The sequence below is a fragment of the Agrococcus versicolor genome, assembly GCF_039531815.1.
Taxonomy (GTDB): domain Bacteria; phylum Actinomycetota; class Actinomycetes; order Actinomycetales; family Microbacteriaceae; genus Agrococcus; species Agrococcus versicolor.
On record NZ_BAAAQT010000005.1, the window covers coordinates 661592 to 676051 of the forward strand.

A 14460-nucleotide genomic window follows, 5' to 3' on the forward strand; every position below is an offset into this window, starting at 1 on the left:
CCGTAGACTCGTCCCCATGGCCGAGTACATCTATTCGATGGTGCGCGCCCGCAAGACCGTGGGCGACAAGGTGATCCTGGACGACGTGACGACGGCGATCCTGCCGGGCGCGAAGATCGGCGTCGTGGGTCCGAACGGTGCGGGAAAGTCGACGATCCTCAAGATCATCGCCGGTCTCGACCAGCCCTCGAACGGCGAGGTGCGGCTGACGCCGGGCAACACCGTCGGCATCCTCATGCAGGAGCCCGAGCTCGACGAGTCGAAGACCGTGCTCGAGAACGTGCAGGACGCCTTCGGCGAGATGCGCGGCAAGATCGAGCGCTTCAATGAGATCTCCGCCGAGATGGCCAACCCCGACGCCGACTTCGACGCGCTCATGACCGAGATGGGCGCGCTGCAGGAGGAGATCGACGCCGCCGACGCGTGGGATCTCGACTCGCAGCTCGAGCAGGCGATGGACGCCCTGCGCTGCCCGCCCGGCGACTGGTCGATCGAGAACCTCTCCGGTGGCGAGCGTCGCCGCGTCGCGCTGTGCAAGCTGCTGCTCGAGAAGCCCGACCTGCTGCTGCTCGACGAGCCCACGAACCACCTCGACGCCGAGAGCGTGCAGTGGCTCGAGCAGCACCTCGCGAAGTACCCCGGCGCCGTCATGGCCGTCACGCACGACCGGTACTTCCTCGACCACGTCGCGACGTGGATCTGCGAGGTCGACCGCGGCCGCCTCTACCCCTACGAGGGCAACTACTCGACCTACCTCGAGAAGAAGCGCGAGCGTCTGCAGGTGCAGGGCAAGAAGGACGCGAAGCTCGCCAAGCGCCTCTCCGAGGAGCTCGACTGGGTCCGCTCGAACGCCAAGGGGCGCCAGGTCAAGTCGAAGGCGCGCCTCGCCCGCTACGAGGAGATGGCCGCCGAGGCCGAGCGCACGAAGAAGCTCGACTTCGAGGAGATCCAGATCCCGCCGGGGCCGCGCCTGGGATCCCTCGTCCTCGAGGCGAAGCAGCTGCACAAGGGCTTCGGCGACCGCGTGCTCATCGACGGGCTCTCGTTCACGCTGCCGCGCAACGGCATCGTCGGCGTCATCGGCCCGAACGGCGTCGGCAAGTCGACGCTCTTCAAGACCATCGTGGGTCTCGAGCCGCTCGACGCGGGCGACCTCAAGATCGGCGAGACCGTGAAGATCTCGTACGTCGACCAGGGCAGGTCGCAGCTCGACCCGCAGAAGACCCTGTGGGAGATCGTCTCCGACGGCCTCGACTACATCCAGGTCGGCAGCGTCGAGATCCCCAGCCGCGCCTACGTCTCGCGCTTCGGCTTCAAGGGGCCGGACCAGCAGAAGAAGGCGGGCGTGCTCTCCGGTGGCGAGCGCAACCGCCTGAACCTCGCGCTCACGCTCAAGCAGGGCGGCAACCTCCTGCTCCTCGACGAGCCGACGAACGACCTGGACGTCGAGACCCTCGGCAGCCTCGAGAACGCGCTGCTCGAGTTCCCCGGCTGCGCGGTCGTCGTGACGCACGACCGGTGGTTCCTCGACCGCACCGCGACGCACATCCTCGCCTACGAGGGCACCGACGAGGACCCGTCGAACTGGCACTGGTTCGAGGGCAACTACGAGGCGTACGAGGAGAACAAGGTCGAGCGTCTCGGCGCCGACGCGGCGAAGCCGCACCGCTCGACGTATCGCAAGCTCACGCGTGACTGAGGCCGTCGGCGCGCGCATGCGCGTCGCCGTGCCGATGCGCTGGAGGGATCAGGACGCCTTCCAGCACGTCAACAACTCCACGATGCTCACGATCCTCGAGGAGGCGCGCGTCCGCGCCTTCTTCCGCACGGGCGACGAGGATGCGCCGGCGACGGCCATCCTCGATCCCGGTCTCGACGCGGGCACGCTCACGCTCATCGCGAGCCATCACGTCGAGTACCTCGCGCCCGTGCCGTATCGGCGTGCGCCGCTCGAGGTCGAGATGTGGTTCTCGCGCATCGGCGGCTCGAGCGTCGAGCTCTGCTACGAGGTGCGCGACGAGCCCGCCGGCACGATCGCCGTGCGGGCTGCGTCGACGTTCGTCATGGTCGACGTCGACTCGGGCCGGCCGCGCAGGCTCTCGGACGACGAGCGCGCAGCATGGGCCCCGTTCGTCGGCGAGCCGCTCGCGTTCCGCCGCTGACCGTGCGCCGCTGACCGTCCGCAGCTGACCGTCCGTCGCCGACCCGGCTGCCGACGCTGCGCGGCGCGCGCCGTCGCGGCGTCCGCGCCCCAGTACGCTGGCGAGCACCGACGGAAGGATCCGCGATGAGCCAGGCCGCCCACGAGCAGGCGTCGACGACGACGTTCGAGCCCATCCCGCATTGGATCGGGGGCGAGCGGCGCATCGCGACGGGCGGCCGCACGGCGCCGGTGTTCAACCCGGCGCTCGGCAGGCAGATCCGCGAGGTCCCGCTCGCGACGGCCGACGAGCTCGGCGAGGCCGTGGCGATCGCGAAGGCGGCGGCCGCCGAGTGGCGCGAGACGTCTGTCGCGCGTCGCCAGCAGGTGATGTTCGCGTTCCGCGAGCTCGTCGCCGCTCGCAGGCAGCAGATCGCCGAGACGATCACGACCGAGCACGGCAAGGTCGTCTCGGATGCGCTCGGCGAGGTCGCGCGCGGCCTCGAGGTCGTCGAGCTCGCCACGGCGTTCCCGCTGCTCACGAAGGGCGAGTACACCGAGAACGTGTCGACGGGCGTCGACGTGTACTCGCTGCGGCAGCCGCTCGGCGTCGTCGGCATCATCTCGCCGTTCAACTTCCCCGCGATGGTGCCGCTGTGGTTCGCGCCCATCGCGATCGCGGCCGGCAACGCCGTCGTGCTGAAGCCGAGCGAGAAGGATCCCTCCGCCGCGGTGCTCATCGCCGAGCTGTACCAGGAGGCGGGCCTGCCCGACGGCGTCCTCAACGTCGTGCACGGCGACAAGGAGGCGGTCGACGCGCTCCTGACGCATCCGGACGTCGCCGCGATCTCGTTCGTCGGCTCGACGCCCATCGCCCAGCACGTCTACGAGACGGCGTCGCGCGAGGGCAAGCGCGTGCAGGCCCTCGGCGGCGCGAAGAACCACATGCTCGTGCTGCCCGACGCCGACCTCGACGTCACCGCCGACGCGGCGGTCAACGCCGGCTTCGGCTCGGCGGGGGAGCGGTGCATGGCCATCTCGGTCGTCGTGGTCGTCGAGTCCGTCGCCGACGAGCTCGTCGCGCGCATCCGCGACCGCATCGCGGGCATCCGCACGGGCGACGGCACGCGCGGCTGCGACATGGGGCCGCTCATCACGCAGGTGCACCGCGACAAGGTCGCCGGGTACCTCGACGTCGCGGTGGCCGACGGCGCGACGCTCGTGACCGACGGCCGCGAGGTCGAGGTCGACGGCGAGGCCGACGGCTTCTGGCTCGGCCCGACCCTCGTCGACCACGTCGACCCGTCGTCGGCGGTGTACCGCGACGAGATCTTCGGCCCGGTCCTGTCGGTCGTGCGCGTCGCCTCTTACGAGGAGGGCATGGCGCTCATCGCGGCGAACCCGTACGGCAACGGCACGGCGATCTTCACGAACGACGGCGGTGCCGCACGGCGCTTCCAGCACGAGGTCGAGGTCGGCATGGTCGGCGTCAACGTGCCGATCCCCGTGCCGGTCGGCTACTTCTCGTTCGGTGGCTGGAAGTCGTCGATCTTCGGCCAGGGCAAGGCGTACGGCCCGCACGGCTACCAGTTCTTCACGCGCGAGAAGGTCGTCACGAGCCGCTGGCTCGACCCGAGCCACGGCGGGCTCAACCTGGGCTTCCCCCAGAACTGACGGGCGGGACGGAGCGCCGACCGGGCAGGTCAGCGCTCCGGCTCGAGGATCGCCCAGATCTCGCTCGAGCCGTACGCGCCCGTCGCCGGGTTGACGCCGTCGTCGATCAGCAGCGCCTCGCGGCGCATGCCGAGCCGCTCGGCGACGCGGGCCGACGCGGCGTTCTCGTGGTCGAGCACGGCCGTGACGCGATGCGCGCCGATCGCCCAGGCGAGGTCGAGCGCGACGCGGGCGGCCTCGAGCGCGTAGCCGCGGCCGCGGTGCTCGGGTGCGAGGATCCAGCCGATCTCCGCCTGCCTCCCGGCCGCGTCGATGAGCCTCACGACCGTCTCGCCGACGAGCACGCCATCCGTCTCGACCGCGATCCCGTACGCGTCGCCGTCCGCGGCGAGCACGGGCGGCATCGTGACGCGCGCCACCATCTGCTCCTCGGAGAGCATCGGTCGCCACAGGTGCAGCACGGTGCCCGGATCGGTCTGGTAGGCGCGGAAGGCGTCGAGATCCTCCGGCGCGAAGCGGCGCAGGACGAGGCGCTCGGTGCGCTGCGGCAGGGCGGCGTCGAGGGTCGCCGTCGCGACGGCGGCGTCGATGGGTGCGAGCACGGCTCAGCCCTCGATGGGCAGCCGGACCATGCCCTCCTGCGCGACGGTCGCGACGTGCGTGCCGTCCTGCGCGTGGATGCGGGCCTGCGTGAGCCCTCGGCCCCCGCCGGTCGACGAGACCTCGAGCGTCATGAGCAGCCACTCGTCGACGCGTGCCGGGCGGTGCCACCACACGGCGTGGTCGAGGCTCGCGACCTTGATGTCGCGCGACGACCACGCGTAGCCGTTGAGCCGCAGCACGGGCTCGAGGATCGCGTAGTCGGACAGGTAGGCGAGCGCGGCGCGATGCATGGCGTCGTCGCCGCCGAGGGCGCCGACGGCGCGCACCCACACGTGCTGCACGCCCGAGCGGGGCCGGTCGCGATCGTGGAGGTAGATGGGGCCCTCGACGTGGCGCAGGTCGAACGGGCGGCCGCGCGACCAGTGCTGCGCGACGGGGTGGTCGATGCCGCCGAGCAGCTCGGAGGCCGAGGGCAGCGAGTCGGGGTCGGGCATGCCCTCGGGCATCGGCGATTGGCTCTCGGCGCCCGCGTCGTCATCCTGGAACGATGCGATCATCGACAGGATCGGCACGCCGCCCTGGTAGGCCTGCGTGCGGCGCGTCGCGAACGAGCGGCCGTCGTGGATGCGATCGACCGAGAACGTGATGGGCTTCGACACGTCGCCGGGGCGCAGGAAGTAGCCGTGCACCGAGTGGATGCTGCGGTCGGCCGCGACGGTGCGCTGCGCCGCGACGACCGACTGCGCCATGACCTGCCCGCCGTAGACGCGCCCGAGCGGCATCCAGTGGCTCGGGCCGGTGAAGATGTCCTCGCTGGTGCGGGCGCCGGTGTCGACGAGGTCGAGCGTCTCGCGCAGCAGCGCCATCGGGTCGGACGGCGGGGGCGGGGGCAGGTCGGGGGCGGCTCCACTCACGCGTGCCAGCCTAGCCAGCGGGACGACGTCCACCGTGCCGCGGTGCGCGGTGCGCCGTACCCTGGAGGCATGCCCTCCCTGCTCGTGCTCGACGATCGCGCGCGCGCCGACGTGCGCACGCTGCTCGGCCGTGCCGGGCGCTTCGGCGAGACGAGCGTGCGGCTCACCGCCCACGGCGACCTCGTGCTCGTGACGGTGCCCCTCACGGTCTCGAGCGGCCTGCTCGATGCTGGGCCGACGATCCTCGGCGTGCGGGTCGTGCGCATGCGGGAGGCGGCGGAGTTCGACGCGGTCGTGCCCGCCGACGCCGTGATGGAGGCCCTGGGCGACGGCGCCGACCTCGACGTGCCCGCTGCCGCGACGCTGCCGGCGTGGGCATCGATCTCGGCGCCGAGGCAGGGATGGCGACCGCTCGGCGAGGTGTCGGCCGACGACGTGCGACTCGGCGCGAGCGCCGCGGCCGCCCGCATCGAGCGCGAGCTGCCGGCGAGCCCGGGCGACGCGGTCGTGCGGCGCGTGCGCCGCGCCGTCTGGGGGCAGGGGCTCGACGGCGAGCAGCTGACGCTCGGCCACTGCGCCGCGCTCGACGGCCTCGGGTTCCTCGGCGCCGACCCCGTGGAGGTCTCGGGCGTCGGCGCATGGACGCGCGCCTCCACGCGCCTCGGCGACGTGCTCGCTCGCTAGCCGCGCGCGATCGCGCGACCGGCGCGCAGCCCGGAGTGGAGGCAGCCGCCGAGGAAGGTGCCCTCGAGCGAGCGGAAGCCGTGGACGCCGCCGCCGCCGAAGCCCGCGGCCTCGCCGACGGCGTGCAGGCCCGGGATCGGTCCGTCCGCGCCGAGCACGCGCGAGTCGAGGTCGGTGAGGATGCCGCCGAGCGACTTGCGCGTGAGGGTGCGCAGGCGGAAGGCGATGAGCGGAGCGTGGGCCTCGTCGAGCAGGCGGTGCGGCGCTGCCGTGCGCACGAGCCGCTCGCCGACCAGCTCGCGTGCGCGAAGGATCGCCGCGATCTGCGGGTCGGAGCCCGGGTCGTCGATCGCCGCGTCGCGCGCGGCGACGGCGGCCGTGACGCGCCCGGCGTCGAGCCCGGGCTCGAGGGCGCGCATGCCCTCGAGCAACGCAGGCAGGGTCGGGGCGACGACGACGTCCTCGCCGTGGTGCAGGAAGCCCTGCACGCCCTGCGAGCCGTTGCGGATGCGGTCGATGACGAGCCGGATGCTGCGATCCGAGAACTCGGGATTCTGCTCGGAGCCCGACAGCGAGATCTCCTTGCGCAGGATGGTCTCGGTGAGCACGAACCACGAATGCTCGTGGCCGCCGCGGCGCAGGTGCTCGAGCGTCGACAGGGTGTCGAACCCGGGGTAGCAGGGCGCGGGCAGCCGATCGCCGAGCGAGTCGACCCACAGGCTCGACGGCCCGGGGAGGATGCGGATGCCGTGGTTCGGCCACACGGGATCCCAGTTCGCGAGGCCCTCGGTGTAGTGCCACATGCGGTCGCGGTGCACCACGCGCGCTCCTGCGGCCTCGGCGATGTCGATGCCGCGGCCGTCGACGTGCGCGGGGACGCCGACGAGCGGCGCGGCCGGCATCGAGCCGAGCCGGTCCGGCCAGTCGCGGGCCACGGCCTCGAGCGCGCCGCCGGTGCCGCCCGTCGCGACGACGACGTGGTCTGCGGTGAGCGCGAACTCGCCGACGACCGCACGGCTCGAGGGCTCGCCCCGCACCGCGACGTCGGGCGCGAGGACGGCGCCGCGCGCACCCGTGACGCGACCGCCCTCGACGACGAGCGCATCGACACGGTGCCGCATGCGCACCGACGCGAGCCCCGCGTCGACGCCGTCGCGCACGGCACGCGTGAACGGTGCGACGACTCCCGGCCCGGAGCCCCAGACGATGTGGAACCGCGGCACCGAGTTGCCGCGCGTGCCGTCGCCGCGCTCGGCGTGACCGATGACGGGGAAGATGCGGACGCCGAGCTGCCGCAGCCACGGCCCGGCCTCGCCGGCGGCGAAGGCGCAGAAGGCATCCGCCCACTGCGCGCCCCATTCGTCGCCCGTCTCCTCGAACCCGGCGGTGCGATGCCAGTCGTCGCGCGCGAGGTCGTACGAGTCGCGGATGCCGAACCGTCGCTGCTCGGGGGAGTCGACGAGGAACAGCCCGCCGAACGACCACCACGCCTGTCCGCCGAACGATGCCGCGGGCTCCTGGTCGACGATCGTGACGGAGCGCCCTGCGAGCAGCGCCTCCCGGGCCGTGACGAGGCCCGCGAGGCCCGCGCCGATGACGAGCACGTCGCTGTGCGTCCGGGACATCCTGCGGCTCCTAGGTCTCGAGGGTCGGACCCGTGCGGAACGCCGGGTTCCGGTTGACCATCGCGTGGGCGGCGCGGTCGAGGTAGTCGACGAGCAGCGCTCGGTGCATGGGGGAGGGATCGACGACGTCGACGGCGGCCATCATGTGGTGCAGCCACCGGTCGCGTGCCTCCGGACCGATGGGGAACGGGCCGTGGCGCATCCGCAGCCGCGGGTGCCCGCGCTGCTCGCTGTAGGTGCCGGGGCCACCCCAGTACTGCTCGAGGAAGCCGGTGAGCCGCTCCTTCGCGCCGTCGTAGTCGTCCTGCGGGTACATGGGCCGCAGCACCTCGTCGGTCCAGACGCCCTCGTAGAAGGCGTCGACGAGCCGCTCGAAGAACGCGCGGCCGCCGACCTCGTCGTAGAACGTCGTCACGTCAGTCCTGCCTCGGCAGCTCGGCGGTGCGCGGCGGCCGCGAGCCGGCGACGCTCGCCGCGCCGTCGATGCCCTCGAGCACGACCTGCTCGAGCGACGGCAGCGGGATGCCGGCGGCCTTGAGGTCTCGGGCGAGCCGGGAGCGCAGCTCGCGGGCGACGTCGTCGCGCGATGCGGTGCGCACCTTCATCGTGACGCGCACGACGATGACGTCGGCCGAGACCGACTCGATGCCCCACAGCTCGGGCTCGTCGAGCACGCGCGTGGCCCACTTGGGCTCGGCCGCGAGCTCGCGGGCGGTGCGCAGGATGCGCTCCTGCGCCGCGTCGACGTCCGACGCGTACGGCACGCCGAGGTCGACGATGACGCGCGCCCACCCCTGCGACATGTTGCCGACGCGGTTGACCTCGCCGTTGCGCACGTACCAGAGGGTGCCGTTGACGTCGCGCACCTGCGTGACGCGGATGCCGACCTGCTCGACGACGCCCGTCGCGAGCCCGAGGTCGACGATGTCGCCGATGCCGAGCTGATCCTCGAGCACCATGAGCAGCCCCGTGAGCACGTCCTTCACGACGTTCTGCGCGCCGATGCCGAGGGCGGCGGCGAAGAGGCCGGCCGCCGTGATGAGCGCGGAGCCCTCGACGCCGACGATCGACAGGATCGAGATGATCGTGACGAGCACGATGACCCAGGCCGCCACGGTGCGCAGCACGCCGCCCATCGCCTTCGTGCGCTGCACGATCCGCACGTGGTAGAGCGGCGAGCGGTGCAGGGCCTCCGTGTCGGCGACCGACGCCTTGCGCTTGACGCCCGAGACGATGTTGCGGACGACGCGATCGATCACGATGCGCACGAGCCACCACACGACCGGAGCGACGAGCAGCACGACGACGATCGCGACCGGCTGCCACCAGAACCCGAGGGTGGCCGACAGCCAGGTCACGAGGTCCCTCGGCACGGCCGTCGGGTCGCTCACGAGCGCGAGGGTCGCCGCCATCACCGCTGCCGGTCTCGCTCCTGCACCCGCAGGGCGCGCTCGACGCCCGCGAGCTGCTCGCCCACGAGTCGGCGCAGCGCGGGCACGTCCGGGTGGGCGTCGAGCCAGCGCCTTGTCGCCGCGGCGAGCTGCTCCGTCGCGACGACCGACGGGTAGAGGCCGACGATGAGGCCCTCGGCGATCTGGTACGTCCGCGACTCCCAGATCGGGATGAGGGCGTCGTGGTAGCGGTCGACGAGCGTCGCGAGGTCGGCGGGGTCGTTCACGTGCTGCAGGCCCATGCCGGTGTAGCGCACGATGAGGTTCGACGAGCCCGCCTCGTCCACGACCGACGCGAACGCCCGCTCCTTCGCCTCGGCGGTGGGGATGGTCGCGCGGGCGCGGGCGGCGAGCTGTCGACCCGTCGCCGTGTCGTCGGTCGCGAGCAGCGCGTCGATCTCGGCATCGCCCGCGGCGCCGTTCAGCACGACGCCGTCGAGGATCTGCCAGCGCAGGTCGGCGTCGACCTCGAGGCCCTTGAGGGTCTCGGAGCCGTCGAGCAGCCCCTGGAGGGTCGCGACGTGCGCGGGCGACGATGCGAGGCCCGCGAAGGCCTGCACGAGCTGCAGCTGCAGGTCGGAGCCGGCGTCCGCGGCGCGGGCGAGCTGCCACAGGCGGTCGCCGGTCGTCTCGATGAGCCCCGCACGGCGCTCGGGCGCGACGTACGTGCGCACGGCCTGCCCGAGCTGCGCGAGCGCGAGGCGCACGGTCGTCGACTCCGTCTCGGCGCCGATGTTCGCGAGCACGAGCTCGACGTAGTCGCTCGCGGGCGTCTCGCCGTCGCGCGTCGCATCCCATGCCGCGCCCCACACGAGCGCGCGGGCGAGCGGGTCCTCGATGCGGGAGAGGCGATCGAGCGCGACCGACATCGAGGCGTCGTCGAGTCGGATCTTCGCGTAGGCGAGGTCGTCGTCGTTGATGAGCACGAGCGCGGGGCGCTCGTGGCCCACGAGCTGCGGCACCGTCGTCGAGGGGCCGTCGATGTCGAGCTCGACGCGGTGGATGCGCTGCAGGCGCCCCTTGCGCTCGTCGTAGAAGCCGACGGCGATGCGGTGCGGGCGCAGCGTGGGGTGCTCGGCGGTCGCCGTCTGCACGATCGAGAAGGCGGTGACGATGCCGTCCTGCGTCGTCTCGATCTCGGGCCGCAGCGTGTTGACGCCCGCGGTCTCGAGCCACAGCGACGCCCAGCCCGACAGGTCGCGACCGCTGGCGGCCTCGAGCTCGACGAGCAGGTCCGACAGCTCGGTGTTGCCGAAGGCGTGCGTGCGGAAGTACTCGCCGAGGCCGCGCATGAACGACTCGATGCCGACCCACGCCACGAGCTGCTTCAGCACCGAGCCGCCCTTGGCGTACGTGATGCCGTCGAAGTTGACCTGCACGTCCTCGAGGTCGCGGATCTCGGCGACGATCGGGTGCGTCGAGGGCAGCTGGTCCTGGCGGTAGGCCCAGGTCTTCTCCATGGCCTGGAACGTCGTCCACGCGTGGGTCCACTCGGTGGCCTCGGCGGTCGCGAGCGTCGACGCCCACTCGGCGAACGACTCGTTGAGCCACAGGTCGTTCCACCAGCGCATCGTCACGAGGTCGCCGAACCACATGTGCGCGAGCTCGTGCAGGATCGTGACGACCCGGCGCTCGCGGATGGCGTCGGTGACCTTCGAGCGGAAGACGTACGCCTCGGTGAACGTCACGCAGCCGGCGTTCTCCATCGCACCCGCGTTGAACTCGGGCACGAAGAGCTGGTCGTACTTCGCGAACGGGTACGGGACCTGGAACTGCTCCTCGTAGAACGCGAAGCCTGCCTTCGTGGTCGCGAAGATCGCGTCGGCGTCCATGTGCTCGGCGAGCGAGGCGCGGCAGAAGATGCCCAGCGGGATCTCCTCGCCCGAGGCGCTCGTGAGCGAGTCGCGCGTGACCCAGTAGGGCCCGGCGACGAGCGCCGTGATGTACGACGAGATGCGCGGGGTCTCGCCGAAGCGCCACGTGCCGACCTCGCCGTCGATCGTCGGCTCGGGCGTGGGCTGGTTCGAGACGACCTGCCAGCGCGCGGGCGCCGTGATCGTGAGACGGAACGTCGCCTTGAGGTCGGGCTGCTCGAAGACCGCGAAGACGCGGCGCGAGTCGGGTACCTCGAACTGCGAGTAGAGGTAGACCTCGCCGTCCACCGGGTCGACGAAGCGGTGGAGGCCCTCGCCGGTGTTGACGTACAGCGCGTCGGAGACGACGGTGAGCTCGTTCTCGGCGGCGAGGTCGTCGAGCAGGATGCGGGGGCCGTCGACGACGGTCGCGACGTCGAGCTCGACCCCGTTGAGCACGACGCTGCGCACGTCGCGCGCGATGTGGTCGACGAAGGTCGAGGCTCCCGGCACGTGCGCCGCGAAGCGCACGGTCGTCGTCGACCGGAACACCTCGTCGCCGGTCGTGAGGTCGAGGGCCACGTCGTACGAGCGCACGTCGACGAGCGCACCGCGCTCCTGGGCCTCCTGACGGGTGAGGTTCTCTCCGGGCACGCTCGCTCCTCCATGGTCCGTGGGCGTCCGTCCAGCGTAGTCGCGCGGCTACGCTGGTCCTGTGACGACGACGACGGTACGCATGTGGTTCGACCCGACCTGCCCGTGGGCCTGGATGACGTCCCGATGGCTCGGCGAGGTCGCCGACGTCCGGGGCTTCGAGGTCGACTGGCGGGTGATGTCCCTCTCGATCCTCAACGAGGGCCGTGACCTCCCCGAGTCCTACGCGCGGCTCATGCCGCGCTCGCTGCGCCTCACGCGCCTGGCGATCGCGGTGCAGGAGACGGCGGGCGCGCAGCACGTCAAGCCGCTGTACGACGCGCTCGGCACCCGCATCCACCCCGGCGGCCGACGCGACCTCGACGCGATCGTCGCCGAGTCGCTCGCCGAGCTGGGCCTCGACGCGTCGCTCGCGACGGAGACGGACGCGCACGATGCGCAGCTGCGCGCGAGCCACCAGGAGGCGATCGACCTCGTCGGCGACGACGTGGGCACGCCCGTCGTCTCGGTCGACGGCGTCGCGTTCTTCGGCCCCGTCGTGAGCCCGGCGCCCACGGGCGACGAGGCCCTGCGCCTCTTCGACGGCATCGTGGCGGCGGCGAGCGTCGACGGCTTCTTCGAGCTCAAGCGCTCGCGCACCCGCGACCCGATCTTCGACGACGGCCAGGCGACGAGCGGCTCCGCCGACGACGAGGCCGACGGCGCATGAGGATCCACGTCGCGACCGACCACGCGGGCTTCGAGTACTCGACGACCCTCGTCGCGCACCTGGCCGCCGCCGGCCACGAGGTCGTCGACCACGGGCCGACGTCGTACGACGCCGAGGACGACTACCCGGCCTTCTGCATCGACGCCGCGCGAGCGGTCGTCGCCGACCAGCGCGCGGGCGTCGAGGCACTGGGGGTCGTCTTCGGCGGCTCGGGCAACGGCGAGCAGATGGCCGCGAACAAGGTCGAGGGCGTGCGCGCCGCGCTCGTGTGGAGCGAGGCGACGGCACGGCTCGCCCGCGAGCACAACGACGCCAACGTCATCGCGATCGGCGCGCGGCAGCACGACGAGGCCGAGGTGCTCGCGCTCATCGACCTCTTCGTCGCGACGCCGTTCCCCGGCGTCGAGCGCCACGCGCGTCGCATCGCGCAGCTCGCCGAGTACGAGACGACGGGCCGCATCGCCGGCCTGCTCGAGTAGTCGCAGGCGACCACGGTGCCCGAGGGTCACTCCGTCCACCGCATCGCGCGCCAGTTCGACGCCAACTTCGTCGGCGACGCATGCGCGCTCTCGTCGCCGCAGGGGCGCTTCAGCGAGGGCGCCGCGTCCCTCGACGGCCGCACGATGACGGCGTCGCGGGCGATCGGCAAGCACCTCCTGCTCGACTTCGACGGTCGCTGGCTCCACGTGCACCTCGGCCTCTACGGCGCGTGGGACTTCGCGGGCCGCATCACCGAGGACGCGACGCTGCGCTCGGCGGGCGGTCGTGCCGGGCAGACCGGCATGCGCGGCACCATCGCGGACGGTGCGCACGAGGAGTCGCTCGCGTCGATCGGCGCGCCGCGCCTCGCCCGGCTGCGCATGGGGGAGTCCGACGCGCGGCTCGAGGCCGTCGCGTTCCCTCCCGAGCCCGTCGGCGCCGTGCGCGTGCGCATCCTCACGCCCTCCGCCGTCGCCGACCTGCGCGGCCCCACCGCGTGCGAGGTCCTCGATCCGAGCGAGGTCGAGGCCGTCGCGCAGCGGCTCGGCCCGGACCCCGAGGCGCTCTTCGAGACGAAGGCGGCCGCCGAGCGACGCTTCGTCGCACGCGCCGGACGCTCGCGGCAGGCGATCGGCCAGCTGCTCATGGATCAGAGCGTCGTCGCGGGCATCGGCAACGTCTACCGCGCCGAGCTGCTCTTCCGCGCGCGCATCTCGCCGCACCGCACGGGCTCGTCGCTCACGGAGGACGAGCTGCAGGGCCTGTGGCGCGACTGGGTGCGTCTGCTGCGCATCGGCGTCGAGACGGGCCAGATGCTCACGATCGATCGCCTCCGCGGCAAGCGGCTCGAGGCGGCGATGGCGAGCCGCGCCGACCGTCACTGGGTCTACAAGCGCGAGGGGCTGCCGTGCCTGCGCTGCGGCTCGACCGTCGCGCTCGAGCTCATGCAGCAGCGCAAGCTGTACTGGTGCCCCGGCTGCCAGGTGTGAGCCGGGCCCGCGTCAGCGGAAGCGGTACTCGCTCGTGCCGTCGCCGATGACCCACGAGCCCTCGGGCGCGCTCTCGGGCACCTGCACGACGATCTCGGCCGTCACCGACTCGCCGATCGCGATCTCGGGGTAGTAGCCGAGGTCGTCGGGCGCGGCGACGAGGGCGCCGGAGTTCTGGTCGTACCGAGGGGCGTTGTCCGGCTGGTAGGCGAAGGCCATGTCGTAGTACGGGTGCGTCGTCACGACGCCGACGTTGCGGATGGTCAGCTCGAGGATGACGGCGCGGCTGCCCTGCGTCGGCTGGTAGCCGTTCGCCTGCAGGACGGAGTCGGCGGGGTCGATCGACTGCAGCGGCGTGATCTCCCACGTCGTGCCCTGGTCGGTGTGGATGACGATCGTGTCGCCGTACGCGAAGTCGCCCGGTGCCGTCGTCGGCGTGGGCGGCGTGCTCGGGCCCGCGGTCGTCGGCGGGTTCGTGAGGTTCGGGAACGCCGGCGTCGACGACGCGTTGGGGATGTCGGGATCGGTCGGCGCGACCACGGGAGCGGGCACGCACGCGACGATGAGGCCGACGAACACGGCGACGATGCCGATGCCTGCGAGCCGGCGCCCAGCGCTCGGACGGGTCTTCTCGTGCACCATGCTCCTGACGCGTCGCTGGACGCCGCACGTCGCGTCGCCCAC

General features: G+C 72.4%; 14 protein-coding genes. 7 read left to right on the top strand and 7 right to left on the bottom strand.

Features of this window, described 5'->3' with window-relative positions; all coding sequences use genetic code 11:
- The first annotated feature begins 16 nt into the window (after positions 1–16).
- The 3 genes from ettA to ABD249_RS06025 all read left to right on the top strand — a co-directional run bounded on the left by ettA (position 17) and on the right by ABD249_RS06025 (position 3814).
- Entirely contained in the window at positions 17–1699 is a 1683-nt protein-coding gene (gene ettA, locus ABD249_RS06015; protein ID WP_344341491.1) for an energy-dependent translational throttle protein EttA, read from the top strand.
- Complete coding sequence (locus ABD249_RS06020) at positions 1692–2162, top strand: acyl-CoA thioesterase (protein WP_344341494.1); 471 nt, start codon at positions 1692–1694, stop codon at positions 2160–2162. Before ettA ends, ABD249_RS06020 begins: the two co-directional genes overlap by 8 nt.
- A gap of 125 nt (positions 2163–2287) precedes the next feature.
- Entirely contained in the window at positions 2288–3814 is a 1527-nt protein-coding gene (locus tag ABD249_RS06025) for a CoA-acylating methylmalonate-semialdehyde dehydrogenase (RefSeq protein ID WP_344341497.1), read from the top strand.
- 29 nt (positions 3815–3843) lie between these two features.
- On the opposite strand, the gene ABD249_RS06030 is transcribed toward ABD249_RS06025, so the two are convergent.
- Positions 3844–4416, bottom strand: a complete 573-nt coding sequence (locus ABD249_RS06030; protein ID WP_344341500.1) for a GNAT family N-acetyltransferase — start codon at positions 4414–4416, stop codon at positions 3844–3846.
- 3 nt (positions 4417–4419) lie between these two features.
- Positions 4420–5283: an acyl-CoA thioesterase gene (locus ABD249_RS06035; protein WP_344342533.1), complete on the bottom strand. Its 864-nt coding sequence runs from the start codon at positions 5281–5283 to the stop codon at positions 4420–4422.
- 117 nt (positions 5284–5400) lie between these two features.
- Between ABD249_RS06035 and ABD249_RS06040 the strand changes: the two genes are divergently transcribed.
- Positions 5401–6015 (top strand): DUF8185 domain-containing protein, encoded by a 615-nt coding sequence (locus ABD249_RS06040; RefSeq protein ID WP_344341503.1) that lies wholly within the window; start codon positions 5401–5403, stop codon positions 6013–6015.
- Here the strand turns inward: ABD249_RS06040 and ABD249_RS06045 are convergent.
- From ABD249_RS06045 to pepN, 4 genes are read right to left on the bottom strand one after another with little or no spacing between them, the layout of a single operon-like run.
- Positions 6012–7640 (bottom strand): FAD-binding dehydrogenase, encoded by a 1629-nt coding sequence (locus tag ABD249_RS06045; protein WP_344341506.1) that lies wholly within the window; start codon positions 7638–7640, stop codon positions 6012–6014. The genes ABD249_RS06040 and ABD249_RS06045 overlap by 4 nt on opposite strands.
- A 10-nt stretch (positions 7641–7650) precedes the next feature.
- Positions 7651–8055 (bottom strand): globin, encoded by a 405-nt coding sequence (locus tag ABD249_RS06050; protein ID WP_344341509.1) that lies wholly within the window; start codon positions 8053–8055, stop codon positions 7651–7653.
- Between the two features lies 1 nt (position 8056).
- Positions 8057–9031, bottom strand: coding sequence for a mechanosensitive ion channel family protein (locus tag ABD249_RS06055; RefSeq protein ID WP_344341512.1), 975 nt, complete (start codon positions 9029–9031; stop codon positions 8057–8059).
- 20 nt (positions 9032–9051) lie between these two features.
- Positions 9052–11598, bottom strand: coding sequence for an aminopeptidase N (pepN, locus tag ABD249_RS06060; RefSeq protein WP_344341515.1), 2547 nt, complete (start codon positions 11596–11598; stop codon positions 9052–9054).
- A gap of 82 nt (positions 11599–11680) precedes the next feature.
- Here pepN and ABD249_RS06065 point away from each other — a divergent pair, with 82 nt between their 5' ends.
- Genes ABD249_RS06065 through ABD249_RS06075 form a run of 3 tightly spaced genes read left to right on the top strand, consistent with a single transcriptional unit; the run spans position 11681 to position 13776 of the window.
- On the top strand, positions 11681–12307 hold the full coding sequence (locus ABD249_RS06065; RefSeq protein ID WP_344342534.1) for a mycothiol-dependent nitroreductase Rv2466c family protein: 627 nt from the start codon (positions 11681–11683) through the stop codon (positions 12305–12307).
- Positions 12304–12786: a ribose-5-phosphate isomerase gene (locus ABD249_RS06070; RefSeq protein ID WP_344341518.1), complete on the top strand. Its 483-nt coding sequence runs from the start codon at positions 12304–12306 to the stop codon at positions 12784–12786. Before ABD249_RS06065 ends, ABD249_RS06070 begins: the two co-directional genes overlap by 4 nt.
- Positions 12787–12801: 15 nt before the next feature.
- Positions 12802–13776, top strand: coding sequence for an Fpg/Nei family DNA glycosylase (locus ABD249_RS06075; protein WP_344341521.1), 975 nt, complete (start codon positions 12802–12804; stop codon positions 13774–13776).
- Positions 13777–13788: 12 nt separating this feature from the next.
- Here the strand turns inward: ABD249_RS06075 and ABD249_RS06080 are convergent, their stop codons facing one another.
- The gene (locus ABD249_RS06080) at positions 13789–14418 is read right to left on the bottom strand and encodes a hypothetical protein (RefSeq protein ID WP_344341524.1); all 630 of its coding nucleotides are present in this window, start codon (positions 14416–14418) and stop codon (positions 13789–13791) included.
- Positions 14419–14460 lie beyond the last annotated feature (42 nt).